18 protein-coding genes and 1 CRISPR repeat array are annotated in these 23,097 nt (G+C 27.7%); of the genes, 1 reads left to right on the plus strand and 17 read right to left on the minus strand.

Features of this window, described 5'->3' with window-relative positions:
* Positions 1-21: 21 nt before the first annotated feature.
* From SALLE_RS04775 to SALLE_RS04825, 11 genes are all read right to left on the minus strand, one after another.
* A complete protein-coding gene (locus SALLE_RS04775) occupies positions 22-825 on the minus strand; it encodes a MurR/RpiR family transcriptional regulator (protein ID WP_115558484.1) in 804 nt (267 codons plus the stop codon).
* 11 nt (positions 826-836) lie between these two features.
* The gene (locus SALLE_RS04780) at positions 837-1,592 is read right to left on the minus strand and encodes an MIP/aquaporin family protein (RefSeq protein ID WP_115558485.1); all 756 of its coding nucleotides are present in this window, start codon (positions 1,590-1,592) and stop codon (positions 837-839) included.
* An 87-nt stretch (positions 1,593-1,679) separates the two neighbouring features.
* Positions 1,680-3,134: a hypothetical protein gene (locus SALLE_RS04785; RefSeq protein ID WP_115558486.1), complete on the minus strand. Its 1,455-nt coding sequence runs from the start codon at positions 3,132-3,134 to the stop codon at positions 1,680-1,682.
* Between the two features lie 158 nt (positions 3,135-3,292).
* Complete coding sequence (locus SALLE_RS04790; protein WP_115558487.1) at positions 3,293-4,015, minus strand: hypothetical protein; 723 nt, start codon at positions 4,013-4,015, stop codon at positions 3,293-3,295.
* A gap of 213 nt (positions 4,016-4,228) precedes the next feature.
* Positions 4,229-4,936 carry a hypothetical protein gene (locus SALLE_RS04795; protein ID WP_115558488.1) on the minus strand — a complete coding sequence of 236 codons (708 nt, stop codon included), beginning with the start codon at positions 4,934-4,936 and terminating at the stop codon, positions 4,229-4,231.
* Between the two features lie 287 nt (positions 4,937-5,223).
* The gene (locus SALLE_RS04800) at positions 5,224-6,888 is read right to left on the minus strand and encodes a hypothetical protein (protein WP_115558489.1); all 1,665 of its coding nucleotides are present in this window, start codon (positions 6,886-6,888) and stop codon (positions 5,224-5,226) included.
* Between the two features lie 265 nt (positions 6,889-7,153).
* The gene (locus tag SALLE_RS04805; protein ID WP_115558490.1) at positions 7,154-7,456 is read right to left on the minus strand and encodes a family 1 glycosylhydrolase; all 303 of its coding nucleotides are present in this window, start codon (positions 7,454-7,456) and stop codon (positions 7,154-7,156) included.
* A 660-nt stretch (positions 7,457-8,116) separates the two neighbouring features.
* On the minus strand, positions 8,117-9,571 hold the full coding sequence (locus SALLE_RS04810) for a hypothetical protein (RefSeq protein WP_115558491.1): 1,455 nt from the start codon (positions 9,569-9,571) through the stop codon (positions 8,117-8,119).
* 44 nt (positions 9,572-9,615) lie between these two features.
* Positions 9,616-11,277, minus strand: a complete 1,662-nt coding sequence (locus SALLE_RS04815) for a hypothetical protein (protein ID WP_115558492.1) — start codon at positions 11,275-11,277, stop codon at positions 9,616-9,618.
* A 241-nt stretch (positions 11,278-11,518) separates the two neighbouring features.
* Positions 11,519-12,970: a glycoside hydrolase family 1 protein gene (locus tag SALLE_RS04820; RefSeq protein ID WP_115558493.1), complete on the minus strand. Its 1,452-nt coding sequence runs from the start codon at positions 12,968-12,970 to the stop codon at positions 11,519-11,521.
* On the minus strand, positions 12,888-14,471 hold the full coding sequence (locus tag SALLE_RS04825) for a PTS transporter subunit EIIC (RefSeq protein ID WP_115558494.1): 1,584 nt from the start codon (positions 14,469-14,471) through the stop codon (positions 12,888-12,890). The genes SALLE_RS04820 and SALLE_RS04825 overlap by 83 nt, the downstream gene beginning before the upstream one ends.
* A gap of 223 nt (positions 14,472-14,694) precedes the next feature.
* Here SALLE_RS04825 and SALLE_RS04835 point away from each other — a divergent pair, with 223 nt between their 5' ends.
* The gene (locus SALLE_RS04835; protein WP_115558496.1) at positions 14,695-15,450 is read left to right on the plus strand and encodes a MerR family transcriptional regulator; all 756 of its coding nucleotides are present in this window, start codon (positions 14,695-14,697) and stop codon (positions 15,448-15,450) included.
* A gap of 104 nt (positions 15,451-15,554) precedes the next feature.
* Here SALLE_RS04835 and SALLE_RS04840 read toward each other — a convergent pair whose 3' ends face one another.
* The 6 genes from SALLE_RS04840 to cas1 form a co-directional block, all read right to left on the minus strand.
* A complete protein-coding gene (locus tag SALLE_RS04840) occupies positions 15,555-16,850 on the minus strand; it encodes a hypothetical protein (protein WP_115558497.1) in 1,296 nt (431 codons plus the stop codon).
* Positions 16,851-16,955: 105 nt separating this feature from the next.
* Entirely contained in the window at positions 16,956-17,123 is a 168-nt protein-coding gene (locus tag SALLE_RS06135; RefSeq protein WP_115558498.1) for a PTS lactose/cellobiose transporter subunit IIA, read from the minus strand.
* Positions 17,124-17,382: 259 nt separating this feature from the next.
* Complete coding sequence (locus SALLE_RS05965; protein ID WP_162807960.1) at positions 17,383-17,577, minus strand: hypothetical protein; 195 nt, start codon at positions 17,575-17,577, stop codon at positions 17,383-17,385.
* A 33-nt stretch (positions 17,578-17,610) separates the two neighbouring features.
* A CRISPR array of direct repeats spans positions 17,611-20,880; the repeat unit is 36 nt; unit sequence GTTTTAGCACAACACAATTTTACAAGGTACCATAAC.
* Between the two features lie 27 nt (positions 20,881-20,907).
* Positions 20,908-21,876: a hypothetical protein gene (locus SALLE_RS04850; RefSeq protein ID WP_115558499.1), complete on the minus strand. Its 969-nt coding sequence runs from the start codon at positions 21,874-21,876 to the stop codon at positions 20,908-20,910.
* A complete protein-coding gene (gene cas2, locus SALLE_RS04855) occupies positions 21,876-22,184 on the minus strand; it encodes a CRISPR-associated endonuclease Cas2 (protein ID WP_162807961.1) in 309 nt (102 codons plus the stop codon). The genes SALLE_RS04850 and cas2 overlap by 1 nt, the downstream gene beginning before the upstream one ends.
* A 4-nt stretch (positions 22,185-22,188) precedes the next feature.
* On the minus strand, positions 22,189-23,094 hold the full coding sequence (gene cas1, locus SALLE_RS04860) for a type II CRISPR-associated endonuclease Cas1 (protein WP_115558501.1): 906 nt from the start codon (positions 23,092-23,094) through the stop codon (positions 22,189-22,191).
* Positions 23,095-23,097: the final 3 nt, after the last annotated feature.

Genomic DNA, 23,097 nt, shown 5'->3' on the forward strand with positions numbered 1-23,097 from the left:
ACTAGTTGTCAAAAAAAATAACTAGAGCAGGAAAGCTGGTTCGCTTGCTCTAGTTATTTTTGAATTTATGATATTAATTATTTGTTGATTTATATAGTTAAAATATATTTCTTTATAATTGCTGTCAAAGCGAGAATCGGTTGGGTCGATAATAATTATTTTCTCTGCTTGTAAGTTTGAAAACTTTTGAGATTGTGATTGAGAACAGACTACAAAAACATTTTCCTTAAAGTGCAAACTTTCAAAAACTTTCATTAAGTACTCATTATCAACTCCAGAAACATAAATTATCATTAGGTCAGGGGCTTGCATTTTTTCAACAACAAATGAAAAAGTCTTTTTGTTTTTGGGATTCCAACATGGTTTATCAATTGATAATAAGTACTCATTCAAACCCTCACTGACATTTATATTTTCATAACTTGATAATAAATAAATATCACTAGCCTTCATGATTGCTTCAGCTAAATTTACTATTTTATTAATTTGTGAATTGATGCTATTAATTTGTTTTATAAATGTTTGATGGAATTCTTTAAAGATTTCATCACTTGAAGTTGGGGTAATAATTTTGTTTTGATTCAAAGTGATTTTTTCAATTTCTAATTTTAAAACAAAAGAGAAATCTTTATAGCCTTGGAATCCTAAACTCTGACAAAATCTAGTAATTGAAGATTTATTAGTAAAGCAACCTGCAGCAATATCTGAAATACTCATTTCACTTACTTGATTTGAATTTTTCAAAATAAAAGCAGCCACAGTTTTGTAAAGTGTGTTTTTATCAAGATTCTTGTATTTATTTAAATCTTCTAGTACTTCTCTCATAATTTAACTCCTTATAAAATAAATAGAAAACTGACGCCCATTATTGTGGCAGCTGTTAAAGGGGCTGCGACTGGAATTCATGCGTATTTTCAATCTGCTTTTATTTTATCTTTTATTGGTAATAAATGATACATTAATCGCATCGTTAAATCTCTAGTTGGTGAAATTGCAGAACCGGTTGTTCCTGAAAATGATAGACCAATTGCTAGAACCGCAATAAAAGTAAAGATAAAAGAAGCGCGGGGATCTAAAACATCATTGAAGTTGAAAATTATAAAAACATAAACTAACAAGAATATAATTGTTGCTAGAAATTCTGACATAAAACTAAAAACATTATTGTTATTTTTTGAAGCAGTGCAAAAACTCATTTTCAAATAAAAGGCTTCTTCAGATTTGGCAGTAGCTTTCATATTGATTCAATATATTAATATGACTACAAGTTGACCACAAATATATCCCAATACTTGGGCTATTAAAAATATAATTATCAATCAATATGATGAAAAGTAATTTAATCATCCCATGCAGATAAACAAAAATGTAATAGCAAAATTTAAATGACTAACTCCACCAATCATTAACCCAACTACAATTCCAATAGTTATACCACAAGCTCAACCAAAAGCAATCGGCAATAAATTAGACTTTGTATTTCTTCCATAAGAATCTTTTAAAAATGTGTTAGCCATTATTCCATTACCAATTGCTACAAGTAAAAAACTACCAATAAATTCACTTAAAAAATATGTATTTAAACTTGACATTTTATCACCTATTAAATTAATTATATAATTTCAAAAAATTTAAGAGTTAATTTTAAAAGAAAAAACAATTAGTTGCCAAAGTGGTAACTAATTGTTTTTTCTTATGAATGATAAATTAGATTTGCATAGTGAATAAAAAGTCAATATTACAATTAAAGAACTCAAAACAAGCGCCGTTATTGCCACTGGGTTATATTTACCTGCGTACAAACTTTTCAATCCCAAGGCTGATTGTCTAATTTGAAAATCTAGAGTATCTTGGCCGACAGTTTTAATAAGATAATTTTGTTCGAAATAGAAGAAAAGATTTTTTCTAAATTGAATTTCATAAATTTTGGGATTAAGGAAAAACGAGAATTGAATGATTATATTAACCATTATTATCAATAAAATAATACTATATCAAAAAAATGTTTGCCCAGTAAATTTCATTTTTTGAGATTTTCCAAATTCAAATGCAGCAATTAATACCCAAGCTGATATAGGGAAATAAGTAATTGAAATCATCAATTCTTCGTTTAAATTGCTTAAACCTCCGTAAGAAGTTATGAGTAATCACTGTTCAAAGCGGATGTCATTATAATTTTCCCCGTTTTCATTAATAAAACCATTAAAATAATCGCTATTTACATTTGGGATTTTAACAAAATGGAGCGTTTCTATTGTAATTGAAATATAAAAAGAAAAAATTAAAACAGATAAGATTGTGGTTAAGATAAAAATTATTAGAAAATATTTTCTCAAACTATTAATTTGAGATTCGCTTAAGTGCGCCTTATTTATTTTAAAAGATAAATCCAATTGTTGATTATTAGAATTTTGTAGCAGTTGTTGATTTTTATTATCCGAATTATCTAACTGTAAATTTAAAATATTAACATTTTTAGATTTTTTAATATCCAGATAATCTTCTAATAGGCAAACCAAAATAGAAATAAAAGATAGTATTGAAATTATTATTGCTGCAATATTAACTCCAATATATTTTGAATAACCAAAGTTTTGAAATATTGATTCCCTCAAAATTGCAAGTTGATTTTCTAACTCTGGTGTATTAAAGAAATCACGACCAAAGTAGCCATAAATTTGTTCGTCGAATACTTTTTTAAATATACTTATGTCTAATGGAAAAGAAAGACCTACTAATAAAAAAATAATTATTATTAGTGCGATTAAACCTCCAATAGAAAACATTTTTCTACCTAAAGTTCTAGGACTAAACCTACAAGCGACAAGAGGTAAATAAATAACAATTCCCAAAATTGTTATTAGACTTCACATAGCATTATGGCCGCTAGCAAATATTTTCCCACCAAATGGAAATAATAAATACTTACTGGTCAAAATCGTTTTATCTGAAATATCTAAACCATTTACAATAAATCCATTAAAAAAATCATCTTCAATTCCAGGCAGGTATTTAATATTTATATTTTTTGTTGTTATTATAGATGTAGAAATAAAGGTCAAAGCCAATAGTGCGGTAACTAAAAAATATGCAATTAAAATTCTTATTGATTTTCATTTTAATTTTTTAGACAAATTTTCGCCCCCTTATTATGCTTTTATTGCAAACTTAATTTAATAAAACAAATTATTTAAAATATTGATTTTTTCTAAAACACAAAATTAAGGAAATCTAAAATAGATTACTCAAAGTTGATTTTTTTCGTAAATTTTGTTATGTATTTTTTATTTTTTTATATTTCTAACCTATCATATTTTTCATAAAGCACATCATTCTTGTCCTGCTTTCTTCTATCAAATTTATTTTCAAAGTGATCATGCAGCAATCATAATAATATGGCCAAAATAGAAATTGAAGCTAAGCTTATTTCAATGGCATTTTCAATTAAAAACTGATTGTAGCTGAAAGTTTGACCAATTCCTAATTTTAATAATTGAAATTGTTCTTGAAGCTCAGGAGTATTAAAAAAATCTCTTCCAAAATAATCAAACACTTGATTTTCAAAAGTTTGATTAAATACATCTTTGTTCATAGGAGTTGATAGTCCAATAATTATAAAAATTAGCAGGGCTATATTAAAAAAAGAGGTTCAAAAACATCAAAATCTACTTCAAAGATTTTCTAAAGTATAGGCCAATATTCTAAAGACCGGTCCTAAAACAATAGAAAGAAGCGCAAATGCCGTTCAAAATAATATTCAATAACCTGAGAAATTACCATTTCCCAAAAATGATGAGTATATACCTTTTCAACTTAGATAGGCAGTATTAAGAACTGAAACACCATTTACTTGAAAATTATTAAAAAAGGATTCTTCAATACCAGGTAAATCTTTTATATAAATCCTTGAATTTACTATGTTTAAAATAGAAGCAATGATTGTTATTGAAGTAATTGTAAGAATAAATTGCGTAATAAATGTCATTGTTAATCTAGATATTTTAATTTTTTCCATTTTATCCTCCTAGCTTTTTAATAAAGAATATGAATAAATTATTTAATACCAAAATTCTATATTTGCAATTGATAATTATTTTTTAATCACTGATTTAAATCCCTCTGCATTATAAACAAAATAGTTTGGATTGAATAACACTCATGGTCAAACTCATAATATATATGAAGTAATTAATATTTTTGAAGAAAATTTTTAGAGTCCTAAGCCAGATTATCCTTGGTATACAACATCATTTTTATTATTACTTCTTTTTTCAAACTTTGTATATAAATAAGTATAAATTCATCAAGCAATTATCGTCAAAGCAGAGATGAGAGCAAATACGATTGCAAATGCACTGCTAATAGCAAAACTATTATAATTGAAAACTTGATTAATTGATTCTCTTAATACTTGTAATTGATTTTGAAGTTCATCGGTACTAAAAAAATCCTTACCAAAGTATTTAAAAATTTGATCGTTAAACGTTCGATTAAAACAACCCCCACTTAAAGAAATTGAGTATATAACTATTAAAAAAATAAATAATATAAATTCGACTACCGATGTTCATATAAGGGTTTTTTTAGTTCACACCTCTGATGGAGGACTTCAAGCAAGAAAACCTATTGGACCTCATAGAAAAAAAATCCCGAACGAAGTTAAGTAAAGCATTAATGTGTGACCTGATGTAAAATTTGAGAAGCCGAAAATTGATGAATAAACTCCTTCTGTACTTAGGTATGCTGTTTTGTAGATACTTACCCCATTTACCTGAAACTCATTAAAAAAGTAACTTTCAATTCCGGGCATATCTTTAATAAAAACCTTTGACCCTCCTATTAAAAAAAAAGGCAAAGAAGCCAAAATTATACTAATCATCATTATCAATTGATAGGCAATAGTTATTTTATATTTAGGAATTTTTAGAATTTTCATTTGTGCTCTCCTTGATAATTTATTTATTTTCGTATTTATAGTGCAATTTAGTTTTATTAAAAATAATGAAATATCAATAATAATAGTTATAATAATATTTTTAAGTTAATTTTAATTTTAAATATAAGCATAATGTAATTATTTTTTTAAAATTTTGGTAAAAATATGTCAGATATAACATTTGTATTAAAAATTTAAAATTATTATAACTTAATAAATTATAGTTACTTAAATAGATAGGACGCTATTAATAGTAAGAAAAATATCCTATAAATTTATTAAAGTATCTATAAATAAAATAAGTTATTCAATATATTTATTTTATTTATAAATATATCTTCAAAAATTGTTTTTCAATAATTTTTATCATTATAAGAATATTCTTTATTAAAAACATTTAGACTCGATTTGAGCTCCTTAATATTTTTTTCGATATCAAGTCTTGATTTAATATATATTTCATCTAAATTTTCATCTTTAACTGAGCGAATAATATCATTACTATTTTTTTTAATAAAAATATTTTTTTGAATTAAGTTACCATGTGAGAAAACTTCCTCGATATCTGAGTAGTTTGATTCTAATTCAAAATTGAACATTTTGATATCTCTATTTTTTATATTTAGAAAATTATTTAAACTAATTAAATTGTTTTTCTCCAGTGTTAATAAGTAAACTTCATTATCAAAACTTTTAATTCGCGAAGTAATAGAATTTTTTTCTAAAAAACTAGCATTTAATGAGTTAGTTTCAACAGATCTAGTTTTATATCTAAAGCCATATCTCATGTCGTTATAGGTGTTGTTCATCATGGTCATAGCCACAGCCGTTGTGAATATTGTTATGATTGCTAAAGCCTTTCGGATGGTTTGAGAAGAAATCTCAACTGTACCATTTCAATTTTTATAATAAACTTTATTCAGTCCATAGGCGCTTGATATTCGTAAGGGAAAAATAATTGACTGAAAATGGGTTATCATTCTATTAACAGAAGCAATATCTCCATCACCTAAAGTGTCGGTAGCTTTTTGAAATTGAATAGTAGCTTCTTTAAAAAGAACGTTACTTATAACTGCAGCGGGAACGAATCATATCCACCAAATTGATAAAGCAGTTGCTGCAATTGAGCTAGCCCCAATATTCATAGCATTATTATATTTAGAAGTCACATCATTAAAATTGTTTCAACTATAAGTTGTTTCATCAAATAATTTCGAATCTAATCTACTTATATTATCAATTTCAAAATTAAGTTCAGTAATTGATTCGTTTACATTTTTTGTTTTTTCATCAATTTCTGAAACACGAATTATGTTATCTGCTATTATTTCATTATTTTCTACAAACTCTTTTTTCATAATTTCTTGTTTAATAATTTTTATATCCAGAAGGCCTTGAATGACCTTTATAAAAGACTCTCTACAGTTATATATATACTTGTATTTTTCAACATTATTTAAATTTGATCATTCATCAAAATTATATTTAAAGAATTCTATTTTCATGATTTGATCATAATCATCTGAGCTTACTAGATTTTCATATGCTAAAATATTTTGAAATAAAATATTTTTTACAAAACCAATTTGTTCACGAACTTGACCTTCACTATAATTTCGGGTTACCAATCTGGAAGAAATTTCATTTTGAATTTGTAGATTGACATCAACAAAATCACTGTTTTGAACCATACTTCTATGGAAAGAATTAGCACTAACCTTTTCTAATTCGTTTAAATACAAAGCTGTTAATTCCTCTTCAATGTCAGCCTTTTGAAATGAGGAGATAACTTGTTGTTTTGAAGTAAAATTATAATTATTTTTTAATTGAATTTGAGGGTTATTATTATGTGATAAAGAGTTTGCTAAAATTGCTGAACTGGAAGCCACTAGCGCCAGACTACCAAAGACCCCTAATCATAAATATGTTTTTTTATTTGATTTAATTTTCATTTTCGCACTTTTCTATTATGACTTATTGAATTTTATCAAAAAATCAATGAATTTGATTTTTAACTATATCAGCTATTAAATAGAAAATTGCAAAGTAAATTTATGCTTTATTCTTGATTAAGTATTATATACTCTATAAAAGCTAACAAATTAATTATATACTATTCTTATTAAAATTAGCAAAAATATAAAATTTGAGTAATATGAAAAAAAACAGCGTATAAACGCTGTTTTTGCACTATTCTTAAACATTCTCCCCTTTTGATTAAATTATTTTTTGATATCAATGAAAAAAATCTTTTTTAAAAAGCTTTTTGTTTCCATCTCAAAAATCATCTTGGTCTATATAAATTAAACCATAAAGTTTCGACATTTCAATAGTTCCATGAGGGATTACATCAATTTGAGTCCATAAAGTATAACCTAAAACATCTACCTTATCTTCATTAATAGCTTTACTCATTTCATTAATATTTTGACTTAAATAATCAATTCGATAATCATCATGGATTTCATTATTCTTATCTAAACTATCAACAACTCCAATACCGTTTCAGCCACCACTAATGGTAAGTTATAGCGGAAGTATAAATCATTCATAGTATAACGAATTCCTTGAGGATCAATTTGTCATCCTCATTCTGAAGCCTTTAAAAATGGATTTTACCAAGGGTCACTAAGTTTCCTTCGGTTTTTTGGCCATTATCAAATCCTGAAGTTCCTGACATATAATGGTTGGAACCAATATAATTCACAGGATTATTAAAAAATGAAATAGAGCATAACGGCTCTATGGTCCATATAAATAAATTGAAAGGATTTTAAGACATTACTTCCCCATTCCTTTAACCATTGTATTAAAAATATTGTGTTTTGATTAACTTGTGAGGAATCTTATATAAAAATCCAAATTAGTTTATGTGAATTTACTTTAGGTAAAAACTACTATGAAACTTTTCTAAAATTTTGAAAAAATAAACTTTGTGCAATAAAATATGAGAAATAAATATGATAACTAACGGAAAAAATATTTATCAATCATTAAATCTTATTTAGGAACCATTTTATGTCTCTTTAAGGTAGATGTTTCTTAATAACTATTATACAAATATACTTATTATTAAAATTTTTAATAATTTTGATTTTTAATTCAAACTTATCTTTATACTTGAAGTCGATTTTAAAATTATTTGCAAAATTTGATGTAGCAAAATTTTCAATAATATCTTTAAATTATTTTTAAATTCTTGTTTCTAAAAATAAGATAATGAATCATCGATAACGTAATTAATAAAATAGCCGCAGAAAATGCCACCAGAAGAAATATTACTACTGGATTAAAAGCCGCTGCATACAAACTTTGTAATCCTTTTGCAGCATTATCTATCTGTAATTCTAAAGCTTCCTTACCAACTGTTTTAATTAGATAATTTTTTTCAAATATAAAATAAAGAGAACTTTCAAAAGCGACTCTATAGCTTTCGGGATTAAGGAAAAATATCAATTGAACTGTGGTATTAATAATCAAAATTAACAAAAAGACATTATTAATAATAAACCTTTTTTCACTTACATTCCCTTTTTGATATGCTTTCAGCGAAAATAAATTTAAAAAAGAAAAACCTCACAAAAGTAAAAATGTTATAAAAAATAGCCAAGAAGGATCTATTAATCTACCAATAGAATAAGAGTTGACTAGTAAATTTGGATAAAAATAGGTATTTTTTATCACATCACCATTTTGGTCGATGAATCCGTTGAAATAATCGATTTCAACAAATGGGATTTCTCGAAAACTTACTGAATTGAAAATTAAGACAAATCAAAATATCATCGATAGTGAAGATACAATCAAAGTTGATATAAATGATATTAAATAATATTTTTTTGCTATCTCAAATCCTGGTTTATTCGAACACAATTGTGTCACTTTGAAATCGATTTCAGTTTTACCATGCTCTAATTCAGAGTTAATCAATTGCTCTTTCAAAAAATTTTTTGTAAATGATTCATCTTTTATTGAATCCGATTTTTTATTTTTAATTTCAAAAAAATCTTGAATCAAGCAAAACAATATTGTAAAAATTGTTAAAATACAAGTAGTAATAGCTACAATATTTAATATAAAAAATTTATTATATTCAAAACTTTCAATTACTGACTTTCTGAATATCTCAAGTTCTTTTTGAGAATTTGTTGTATTAAAAAAATCTCTACCAAAATAATTATATATTTGTTCATCAAATACTTTTGTGAAAGTATTTTTATTAAGTGGCATAGAAAACCCTATTATTAAAATGATGATAATGATTATTGAAAGTATCCCCGAAGTAATAAAAGTTTTTCTTCCAATTATTCCCTCTTTTATCTGTAGTATTAAAGGCGGCAGAAAAGCAATAAAAAATAACATGTTTGTTAAAAATGATATAAAAAAACGACCATTATAAAATATTTTGCCTCCAAAAGGAAATAATAAATATTTAGAATTTAATATTGTTTTATCTGAAATATCAACTCCATTTACAACAAAGCCGTTAAAAAAATCTTTTTCTATTCCTGGAAGGTATTTTATATTAATTTCTTTGTCAATTATTAAGCAAAAATAAAAGTCAGAAAAAAATACTAATAAAGCAAGTAAAATATATGCGATAACAATTGCAATTAATTTTTGTTTTTTGTTCATTTTATCCTTTCCAAATTCTTGTATTGAATTTAATTGTTTTAAAATTAATAAAATAAATTATTTAAAATGTTAATATTTTTAATATAAATATCTTCAAAAATAGTTTGTCAATAAATTTTGTCACTATAGGTGTATTCAGAATTAAATTTATCAAGTTTATTTTTCAAAACATCAATGCTTTGATTAACTTCTTTTCTAGAACTTATATACTTTTCAGTTAATTCAATACTGTTATAGTAGCTTTTTTCGTTATTTTGATTTTTAAAAAAAATATCATTTTCTTGAATAAGATTTCCTGCCGAGAATTTTTTATCCATGTCTGAAAAATTTAATTCAATTTCTTGATTAAAAACTTTGAGATCACTATTTTTGATTTTTGCAATTTTATTTTCGAAGTTTAAATTATTTTTTTCAAATAATAAATTGAATATTTCATTGTCAAATAATCTAATTTTTGAAGTGATGGAATCAATTTCTCCCTTAGAAGTATCAAGACTTTGCTTTTCTATTTTTTTAGAAGTTTCATTAAATTCTTTTTTTGATTTAATATAATTGTCAGTTATGAAACCCATTGTGGCTGCTGTTATTAAAATATTAAAGGCTTTTATCAGGCGATCAACTATAATAATGGTTTTGCCAAAAAATTCACTAAGATTATTTGATAAATTTAGATTTTTAATGAATATTTTAATTATTGGTACAGAATATTTTATTTTTTTAAATACATTGGATATAAAATCTATAGATTTTTCTAATTCAGATTTTGAATATACTATAGAATTTTTGAAAAGTTTAACATCTAATTCAAAAATCTTGCCTGCAGCAATAGCGGCCAAAGTGGCCGGAGGTCAAAAAAAACTCCAAGCGGTTACACCGATTGTAATAGAACCCTGTGTCATAGCCAATGCATATCTTGCTGTAACATCCACAAATTTATCATTATTTTCTGTTATTTCGTTAATAAGAGAGTTATCAAGATAATCAACATTTTCAATTTCAACCGCTAATTCTTTAATAGAATTATCCGCATCACGAGTTTGTTCATCAATTACCGTAATTCTTTCTTCATTTTCTTTAATTGTATCTAAATTTGCTTCAAATTCCCTCTTCATTAGTTCTTGTTTGATTTCCTTGGTTTTTATTAAATTTTGCAATACCGATACTAGAGTCTCTCTATAATCATATATATACTTATATTTTTCGACATTATTTAAATTTGATCATTCATCAAAATTATATTTAAAGAATTCTATTTTCATGATTTGATCATAATCATCTGAACTTACTAGATTTTCATATGCTAAAATATTTTGAAATAAAATATTTTTTACAAAACCAATTTGTTCACGAACTTGACCTTCACTATAATTTCGGGTTACCAATCTGGAAGAAATTTCATTTTGAATTTGTAGATTGACATCAACAAAATCACTGTTTTGAACCATACTTTTGTAGAATGAATTAGTGCTAACCTTTTCTAATTCGTTTAAATACAAAGCTATCAATTCTTCTTCAATGTCCGCCTTTTGAAATGAGGAGATAACTTGTTGTTTTGAAGTAAAATCATAATTATTTTTTAATTGAATTTGAGGGTTATTATTGTGTGATAAAGAGTTTGCTAAAATTGCTGAACTGGAAGCGACCAGCGCTAGACTACCAAATACACCTAATCATAAATATGTTTTTTTGTTTGATTTAATTTTCATTTTTGCACTTTTCTATTATGACTAATTGAATTTTATCAAAAAATCATTGAATTTGATTTTTAACTATATCAGCTATTAAATAGAAGATTGCAAAATAAATTTATGCTTTATTCTTGATTAAGTATTATATACTCTATAAAAGCTAACAACTTAATTATATACTATTCATATTAAAATTAGCAAAAATATAAAATTTAAGTAATATGTAAAAACAGCGTTTACACGCTGTTTTTACACCCTATTAAAAATTCTCCACATTTGATTTAATTAGTTTTTGATATCAATAAAAACTATTTTTTTTAAAACGCTTTTTAGTACCCTGTCCTAAATCATCTTGGTCTACATAAATTAAACCATAACGTTTTGACATTTCACTAGTTCCATGAGAGATTACATCAATTGGGGTTCATAAAGTATAACCTAAAACCTCTACTCCATCTTCATTAATAGCTTTACTCATTTCATTAATATGTTGACTTAAATAATCAATTCGATAATCATCATGGATTTCATTATTCTTATCTAAATTCTCAATAACTCCAATACCGTTTTCAGCCACCACTAATGGCAAGTTATAGCGGAAGTATAAATCATTCATAGTATAACGAATTCCTTGAGGATCTATTTGTCATCCTCATTCTGAAGCTTTTAAAAATGGATTTTTACCAAAGGTTACTAGGTTTCCTTCGGTTTTTTGGCCATTATCAACTCCTGAAGTTCCTGACATATAATAACTAAAGCCAATATAATCTAATGTATATTTTTTCAGTAATTCTAAATCTGCGGGTTCAAACTTTAACTGCAGTTTTTCTTTTTCAAATTTTTTAAGCATAAATTTAGGATACTCACCTTTACACATAACATCATAGTAGAATAAAACTCTTTCTTGATGTTCTTTGGTAGCATGAATAACATCTTCGGGTTTACAAGTTGCTGGATAACTGGTCATATGAGCCACCATACATCCAATTTGGTTTTTCGGATTTACTTCATGACCAATCTTAACCGCTCAAGCATTGGCTACAAACAAATTATGCATTGCTTGATAGGAAGCTTGAGATAAATTAGCTTCCCCATCATCAATTAATCCCGCTCCCGCTCAGACACTATAAATTGCGGCATTAATTTCATTAAATGGCATTCAATGAATTACATATTTTTTGTATCTTTCAAACACTAGTTTAGCATACACTTTATAAAATTCAATTAACTGTGGATTTTTTCAACCCCCATATTTTTCTACTAAATTATATGGGGTATCATAATGAGAAATTGTCACTAATGGTTTAATTCCATATTTCTCACATTCTTGAAACACATTTTCATAAAACTTTAACCCAGCTTCATTGGGAACCTTATCATCTCCATTGGGAAAAATTCGCGCTCATGAAATTGACATTCTAAATCATTGCATGTTCATTTCCCCAAACAATTTAATATCTTCTTTGTAGTGATTGAAAAAATCAATTCCGTGACGTTTAGGAAAATAATCACCCACTTTAGGATTTAAAGCTTTTTGTAATTTAGCTTTAGTCATTGGACGTTCGCCGTTAAGGTTAGAGCGATCTAGATTTTTATTATACATCCTTAAATCAGCAACTGTCAATCCTTTACCATCAACATCTCAACCTCCTTCAATTTGGTTGGCAGCAACCGCTCCTCCTCATAAAAAGTCTTTTGGAAATTTGCTCATATTTATTTTTCTCCTTTATGTATTTTTTAATAACTTTATTGTTGGTTTTAACTGGTTTGATTTCTTCAATCCTAGTTTCTTCATTAATAATTCCTCAGTCTGCTTCAAAGATTTGAGCAGTACGAGTTTTAAAGTATTTAGTTTGACCCAGTATTATAGTTGAGATAAAAGTCACAGGAACCATGACCAATACCCCAATAGTTTCTCAAACAATTCCTCCCCCAGCTCAAGTTTGAATTCCAATTTCGGTTGGGGGTTGTTGGGCCATTGAAATAATTCCAAAGATTCCTGCTGACCCCACAACTCCAAATACTCCCGCAGCTGTAATTAGTATTGTTCCTACCAGAGTTCCAATTGAAGCTGCTAGTAATGGATACAAGTATTTAAAATTAACTCCAAATAAGACTGGTTCACTAATACCTCCCACAATGGCCGCCAGCCCTGAAGGAATAGCAACTTCACTGACATTTTTAACTTTTCGGTGTTGGTAGTTCATCGCCAAACAAGCCACTCCTTGAGAAATGTTATTGATAATAATAAACCCGATTAGGATTGTTCCTTGGTACAACGCTTGATCTTGAAACAAGATCGGGGTAACTGTTCGGTGTAATCCTAAAATTACCATGGGCCCATAACAAGCTGCTAGAATTGGGGTAAAAATAAATTTAGCAACACTTTGAGTAGTGGCTCACTTAATCGCAATTGAAATATAGTTAGTCATTAACAATCCAATGGGAGCTATAATAAATATCGCTACTAAATAGGTTGTTAGAATAACCAATAATGGTTGAAGCAACATTTTAGCTGTACCATTTTTAATATTGTTAGTTCACTTTTCCATGTAAGCCCCAAAGATAGCTACCCCAATCATGGGAATGATTAATCCTGCAAATGATATTTTTCATGGATAAAATACTGTGCTATTGAATAGATTTCATCCCGGCATAACATCAATGATATTTTGTCCTTTATCTGGGGTGACTGCCCCCATGGCTGTTAGAGCGGGAGAAGTTAGCACAACCCCAAGTGCTAAACCAAATAATCCATTACAGTTAAAGGCTTTAAAGGTTGTATAAGCTACACCCACAGTTATAAATAAGGTTAGCCCATCAATTAGAACTTTTAAAATTGAATCAAATTGATTAAAGAACTCTACACTTCCTGCCAGTGAGCCATTATTACCAGTAAAGTCAATGGTTCCTAAAGCACGAATTGTTGATATTAGTCCATAGGCAATTAGCACCGTCACAATGGGAGCAAAGATTCGCGACACTGTTCTTAAAGCTCGCGAGAATCAATTCCCTTGTTTGATTTGATTATTTTTAACTTCAAAATTAATATCCCCAGAATATAAAGGTTGAAACTGGTTATAAAATTCAATAACATCAGCTCCAATTACCACTTGATATTCACCCGGTGCATTAATAATTCCTTTACACCAAGAATGAGATTTGATTTCTTTTTCCTTAATTTTATCTAAGTCTTTAATTTCAAAGCGCATTCGTGTTTAACAGTGAGTCACTCGATTAATGTTATCTTTACCACCCAAGAGCTTTAATAACTCCACGGCAGGTTGGCCATACTTTGATAATTTACTCATAATATTTTCCCTTCCTGTAGGAACTCCTACATTAATATTATAAAAGAGTAGAGAAATATTTTTTTCCTCACCTAAGGTACGGAAATATTTTTTATGAGTTATAATTATTTTAAAAGGAGTTATTATGGAGCAATTTTATACTACAAAGCAAATTTCCAAAATATGTTCAGTTACTCGCAAAGGTTTAAATTACTATCAAGAAAAAGGTTTGTTAATTCCAGCAAAGATCGAGAATAATAAAGCTCTATATAGTGGTGCCAACATTGCCACTTTACAACAAATTTTATTATTAAAAAAACTTCATTACTCAATTGATGAAATTGAAATCATTATGCTTAGTGAAAACTGAAATCCTAAATATATGTTCCAAAACTATCAAGTCTATTTAAAACAACGAATTTTAGATTATCAAACTATGTGTGAATCTTTACAAGAAGTTGAGCAGATGTATGAGAATAATAACTTTGATAATATTATGGATCGAAAAAACTTTATTATCTTTAGTAAAAAGAAATCCGTTTCATCAGTTATATGAAAATTTTGAGATGATAAGAATGAATTTATTAAAAATAAAAATCAAAAAGATTTACTAACCAGCTACATGAAAAAAACTTTTGTTATGTACAAAGATTATCTAGAAAATAAAATAGAGCTTGTCCAGCTTTATGATTTATATGAAGAAATTGAAGGGATTTTAAAACAATCTTTCCCCCATTACTTTAACCCTTATATTAAAAATCTGGGGTTTTGATGAACCTATGAAGAATCTTATATTAAAATCCAAATCAGTTTATGTGGATTTACTTTAGGTAAAAACTACTATGAAACTTTTTTAAGATTTTGACAAAATAAACTTTGCTCTGGGGGATATGAGAATTAGAATTAAATACGAAAAAGTACTTTTAAAATAAATAAAAAATCAGCTTAATGAGAAACATCAACCTTAAGGAGACATCATCAAAAACGATGAATCTCCTTTTTTAATTAATACCTTAAATTTTGTAGATTATTTTTGGCAAAAACAAATTTACTAAATTCATTTTCAAAATTTTCTATGCTATCAAATTCTATTCCACAAGTTTTAAAAAAAATTGTCTTTATTCAACCATTCATAGATTCTGTTGGTGCGTTATGTTTAAAACCCGCTTTAGACATCGACATGATAAAGTTATTTTGTTTTTCTTCGAAATTTTTAACTATAATTGAGGCATTTGCTCTGCCGCGATCAGATTGAATAATTGCATCATTGAAACTATTTTTCAAACAATATTTGTGTACTTGTTTTATAACATCCAAAACAATTTGTGCATTTTCGCTGGTACCAAATTTTCATCCAATTACTTTGCGACTGTAGAAATCATAGGCAATTTCACAAAGTAATTCAACTTTCTTACCATCAATTAATAGCTTAAATACGGTTCCATCAATTCCGATTTTTTCGCCGCAATTGTTAGCACTAAAATTGTTTTCGATCAAATCAGCTCTAATGGTTTTTTCCATTAAATCGCGACCTAGAATTTTGCTTCGCTTGAATCGGTAAGGGCTTTGAAATTTAAATTCGTTATCTTTCATTATTTTTAGAATTGTTTTAACACTAACTTTAATGTTAAAAACAGATTTAATTCATAATTTAATGTTTTTAGCACCCGATGATATCTTGTTTTCTTTGAAAAACTCATTTATCAATTGAATAACATCGTGCTTAATTTTACTTTGAAAAATCGGTAAAGTGCTTGAATTAAATTTATAATCATTTTTAGAAATATTGTTTAATAATAAATTATCTTTTTTAAACTTTTGATATTTGCTTCGAGAAACCTTGGCAATTTTGCACATTTTGGCAATTGATAAAACTTTGCGAAATTCAATTTCATAAATTAAACAAAAAGCTTTGTACTTATACTCCCTCGTTGCTTGAATCATCATCACTTGTTGGCGGCTGTAATTCATGCAAGAGGGCATGCACTTTTCCATGAACTCTTTTTCAATCTGTAGTTTTAAAAATTCCTCATCTTTCTTTTTTAGTTGTTTTTGTAGCTCTTCTATTTTGTCTGTTAATACTTTATTACTAACATCTTTTTTCAAAATATAATCTCCTTTGCAAGATAATTTATTTCCTGCATTCTTTATGGATTGATTATACATTGAAACTCATAATTTTATAAGTTGTGGACCAGATTTTATATCATAATCTTTTGCAAGTTCACTAGCACTAAATCCTTTATTATAAAGTTCAATAATTAATAATTTTAATTCCTGAGAATATGGTTTTTGGGGCAAAAAAATCAACCTTTCTTTAGGAAACCATTTTAGGTCTCCTTAAGGTTGATGTTTCTATGGAAACTAAATAAATTTTCCAGATAGAGCTGATATTTTATTTTAAAACTATTTATTAAATTTTTGATACATTCTAAGCATCTTTTTAGCCAAGGCAATAATTGTTTGACTTGACAGTAATTGGTCTTCTGAACGAATTAGCAATAAACTAATTTCATTTTTTTCACCTTTGGTTTCATAAAAAATTAATTCGCTGTGAGTTTTTTCATCATTTAATGCCGCTTAATCAGCTATTACTATTTTTTAGTTTGCCAGGTTATAATCACCTTTTTTTGCAAAATCGATCACCTCTATTGCGTGAGATTTAGAATCCCCATATGATGAAAAAATTGCAAAGCATGCTAATTCTAATTTCTCGCTCCCAGATTAAATTTTTTAATTATAGTGATCCTCCATAGTTATTACATCCTTTGAGGAAATTAAACGCAAATTTATATATTATCAAAACATAAAATAATAGAATAAAAATACTCCATTATTTAATATCCAATTGTTCAAATATTACCAAGAACAGAAGCTCAGCAATTATTTTTCTGTAGTACGTATTAAAGTATTTTACTTTACTTCTTAAAACCATGACATTCTTTTCTTTTTCTATTCTTTTCTCTTGACCAGTTGTTGTAATAAAGAAAAGATTTTCATAATCACTTTTTTTAATTTTTTGGTACAAATAGTACAACCATAGTCAACTTGTACGTCTAATGTTTTAGCACAACACAATTTTACAAGGTACCATAACACAAAGATACTACAAAAGCAACAGTTTCTAGTTTTAGCACAACACAATTTTACAAGGTACCATAACAAGCTGTCCAATAATTGTAGCAAAACTCTAGTTTTAGCACAACACAATTTTACAAGGTACCATAACCTCAATCCATTTTCTATTCCTCCTTTCTAAGTTTTAGCACAACACAATTTTACAAGGTACCATAACTATCATCAACTCCATCAGTTTCATATTTTAGTTTTAGCACAACACAATTTTACAAGGTACCATAACCAGCTGCTTCTCATACAAAGCATGGAACAAGTTTTAGCACAACACAATTTTACAAGGTACCATAACATGTTTTTAATTCTGCTACTGTCATTTGTTGTTTTAGCACAACACAATTTTACAAGGTACCATAACACCACGATAGCAAGCAAGCACATAAAACTAGTTTTAGCACAACACAATTTTACAAGGTACCATAACAACTCATTAAAAGGTATTCGCTTTCAATTTGTTTTAGCACAACACAATTTTACAAGGTACCATAACACAACGGAATTTATAGAAAAGATTTTAAAAGTTTTAGCACAACACAATTTTACAAGGTACCATAACAATTCTTCTCATTGACAATCTCAATTTTTTGTTTTAGCACAACACAATTTTACAAGGTACCATAACTGCTTACTGCTAAGTTTGTGTGTTCTGGAAGTTTTAGCACAACACAATTTTACAAGGTACCATAACATGCTTTTATATAAACATCTGTTAACTCTGGTTTTAGCACAACACAATTTTACAAGGTACCATAACTTACCATATCAATCAGAAAGTTTCTATATTGTTTTAGCACAACACAATTTTACAAGGTACCATAACATAGTCCTTTATACCCTCTACATTGATCAGTTTTAGCACAACACAATTTTACAAGGTACCATAACTGTAATAAGTACTTCACTACTATTTAATAAGTTTTAGCACAACACAATTTTACAAGGTACCATAACTAGAAGTATCTATACGATTCCCTGTTAAATGTTTTAGCACAACACAATTTTACAAGGTACCATAACATGGTGGGTCAGTTAGTATCATATCAATACGTTTTAGCACAACACAATTTTACAAGGTACCATAACTCAGCCATAGGTTCTTTTTAGGAACTGGGTGTTTTAGCACAACACAATTTTACAAGGTACCATAACGTATTAGGATACCGAATTTCTCTTACACCCGTTTTAGCACAACACAATTTTACAAGGTACCATAACAGGTTTGAGTTCCTTTTTCAAATGGATTCTGTTTTAGCACAACACAATTTTACAAGGTACCATAACTGAAACTACTTTTTGATACTCTTCGGTTTCGTTTTAGCACAACACAATTTTACAAGGTACCATAACGTGTAATCAAAATCAATCTCTTTTTCTCTAGTTTTAGCACAACACAATTTTACAAGGTACCATAACTGTAGTTCTCTTTCGCTAACCTTTTCCATTGTTTTAGCACAACACAATTTTACAAGGTACCATAACCCACTAGCCGCTCTTTATCGGATTCATTTTGTTTTAGCACAACACAATTTTACAAGGTACCATAACACACGATTCACTACGATTGTTAATGGTGCTGTTTTAGCACAACACAATTTTACAAGGTACCATAACAAGAACCAGGAGGTGCTAAGGTGTTATTAGGGTTTTAGCACAACACAATTTTACAAGGTACCATAACAATCAACTTCAACTCTCTCACCAAAAAGTTGTTTTAGCACAACACAATTTTACAAGGTACCATAACTACAAGAGCGATTAATACCGCCTCCATTTGGTTTTAGCACAACACAATTTTACAAGGTACCATAACTATAGTATATTTGCTCTGCCAACTTTTTATGTTTTAGCACAACACAATTTTACAAGGTACCATAACAGATTAAAGATATTGATTATCAAAAATGAGGTTTTAGCACAACACAATTTTACAAGGTACCATAACGAGTAGCCAATATTCTTGCATATTCAAGTTGTTTTAGCACAACACAATTTTACAAGGTACCATAACAGGGAAGAAACAAGAAAAAGAACTTTAGAAGTTTTAGCACAACACAATTTTACAAGGTACCATAACATTTCCTCACAATCAACTTGGAAGTTCCTAGTTTTAGCACAACACAATTTTACAAGGTACCATAACTAACAACAAACCCGAAATCGAACAATTCATGTTTTAGCACAACACAATTTTACAAGGTACCATAACCGATTTGATAGAAGTAGTCCTCAGCACTTTGTTTTAGCACAACACAATTTTACAAGGTACCATAACGAGTGAACCGACCAGATGATGATTTCTATTGTTTTAGCACAACACAATTTTACAAGGTACCATAACCGTAATAGCAATTTTTACAAAGATAAGGGGGTTTTAGCACAACACAATTTTACAAGGTACCATAACATTCATCTTTATTTTCAGCCATTCAATTTGGTTTTAGCACAACACAATTTTACAAGGTACCATAACGCTAAAATATTTGTTCCGGTAAAAAAAATAGTTTTAGCACAACACAATTTTACAAGGTACCATAACAGCCAGTAAAGCGTATTAACTACGTTAATGGTTTTAGCACAACACAATTTTACAAGGTACCATAACAGTATAGCAACTGGTCGCTCATTGTTTAGTGTTTTAGCACAACACAATTTTACAAGGTACCATAACGATAATGTGCGTTATCATTAAAATTTGCGAGTTTTAGCACAACACAATTTTACAAGGTACCATAACTTAACTGTTGGAAAGGGTATATTATTTGATGTTTTAGCACAACACAATTTTACAAGGTACCATAACGGAGTTATCGATGTTTTTTTGACAGAGAGGGTTTTAGCACAACACAATTTTACAAGGTACCATAACTATAGTAGATTTGCTCTGACAACTTTTTATGTTTTAGCACAACACAATTTTACAAGGTACCATAACTCTGTTATACAATAAAAGAGTCAAAGGAAAGTTTTAGCACAACACAATTTTACAAGGTACCATAACTGTATTCATGTGGATTATTCAATTTGTCTGGTTTTAGCACAACACAATTTTACAAGGTACCATAACATTCAGGGATTATGAAGTGTCCATCAAATCGTTTTAGCACAACACAATTTTACAAGGTACCATAACTTCAAATCGGAGATTCCAACGAACATCCTTGTTTTAGCACAACACAATTTTACAAGGTACCATAACCCCAAATCAAGAGTTTTTGGTAAAAAATTAAAGTTTTCTGTCGAAAACTATCTTTCCGGCCCTAAAAGGCATATTTTCACTTTTTTCAAATAACGAAAGCAGTTGTTCTTTAGTGTAGTATAGAATGTTTAAGGAGAGGTACTTTTGTATAAAAATAAATAAATTTTCTAAAAATATATTTTTATCGGGTTTATCAAAATACTCTAAGTACTCCGTTGGGTCGTCAATTATTTTTGCAATATCTATAATATTATTAAAAGCAATAATTTTTGAATTTTCAATATTTTTAATTTCAATATGGCAGCTATTTGACAAAAAAATAATATAGTTATCCAGTTTATTTATTTGATTTGATAAATCCAATATTTCTTTAGTATTAAGAGAAATAAACGGGTTATTAAAGATGAATAGTAGATGCTTGCTTTCCAATTGATTGAATAAATCTATTATTGCAAAATATAAATTGCTAATTTCTTTGCTCAATAAATATAAATTTTCTTCATCAAATTTGTTCATAAATCTTAAGGATAAATTATCAACCAAATAATCAATAAATTTGTCTTCAATAAAAAAGTTAATTTTATTTTCTTCGCTGTCAAAACACTCTTTTATTGTGGAAATAACCTCAACTGAGTTAATATCAATACCTGAAATGAGATTATAAATCATATTCAGTTGCTCGTTTTGAAACAAACTATTTTCTAGAACTATTTTAAATAGCGATTTCAATACACCTTTTTTTCCGTTGATTAAATCAATATTTAATTCCATAAGAGATGGTATATGAATAATTTTTCAATTTGTCTTATCATAAACTGTATCATTCTCCTGATACTCAATTATAATATCAGTTGTTTCCAATTTTCCAGATACAGCATTTATATAAGCTTGATTTAAAATCTTCATTTCGTCTAAGTTATTTATAATAAATGTGTTTTTGTTTAAATTAATAAATTCAAGATAAAAATCATTTTTATGTTTGAAATTAATTATCATTAATAAATCACCAACCTTCTATCGTTTGACTCCTTCTCTTGAAGTGATTTTTTGCCATTGAAAAATATCATTTTTGCATACTGCTTTTCAGTTACAATCATCGCTCTTATATTACCTTCCGAAGGCTTTATTTTTTCAATTCTTGAAACTAGTCTATTCATAGATTCTTCGTTTATACAAATTTTTGAATAAACAGAATATTGAACTAAGACAAAACCCTCTTTTAATAATTTGTTTCTAAATTGATTGTATGTTTTAACAAGATTTTTCTTGTTCATTGGAAGATCATAAAATAGAATCATTCTCATATATCTATAACTCATAATATAAAACCGATGAAACATCAGGAAATTTTTCATCTGAAAACTTCTTTTCTTTAAAGAAATTGATAACTTCATCGATATAAATTTCTATCGCGTTAGTAAGATAAACACTTTTACCATTTATTGTAACTTTACAATTAAGCAAATTAATCAAAGCAATTCTATGATTCCTTGAAAAATAGTCTTCGTTCATTATTTTACTAAATACATACAAATCAACAATGGGTCTAAATGGTTCCATTAAGTCATCCGCTAAAGCAAAAGCATTAAAGCCGTTGTGATGAAATAAAGAAATTGACGGATGAAGTCCTTTTGAGCAAATTGTTCTAGCTACTGCGCTTCTGATAATTGAATAACCAAAATTTAAAGCAGAGTTAATATGATTATCTTTATTTCTCCTAAATTCCATGCCAAATAATTCGTGAAAATATACTTTTGCAGCGTGAGCTTCGCGATTTGTTGAATCCCCCAACTGTAATTCTGAAATAAACTTATTTAGATGAGCAACTTTATCAAAATTTTTATTTGTCATTTTTAAATTATCAATTTGATTTTCAATTTTATTTTTAACTATTTTAGTTCATAAAAATAGTTTATCTTTTTTATTTCAATTTATCTGGTTTAATATTTGTTCGTATTGTTTATGGTGACCTTTGATGGGAGTTATTAATGCATTAGGCATCAGGGTGTCATCACACAAAATTGTTAAAACACCTTTTTCAGCAAGCTTATTTATTACTCTAGTTGTAATCGTTGTTTTATAACTTTCAAATATTACAGAATTAAGATCACCAATTGGTTGCTTGACTTCGCCTTGTTTTGTTCTTATTACTACACTATCCAGAAATACATTTATGTATTCTGAGTCTTTTATTATTAACGTTTTTCAACTCATAAA

This window comes from Spiroplasma alleghenense, assembly GCF_003363775.1.
GTDB lineage: Bacteria > Bacillota_I > Bacilli_A > Mycoplasmatales > Mycoplasmataceae > Spiroplasma_B > Spiroplasma_B alleghenense.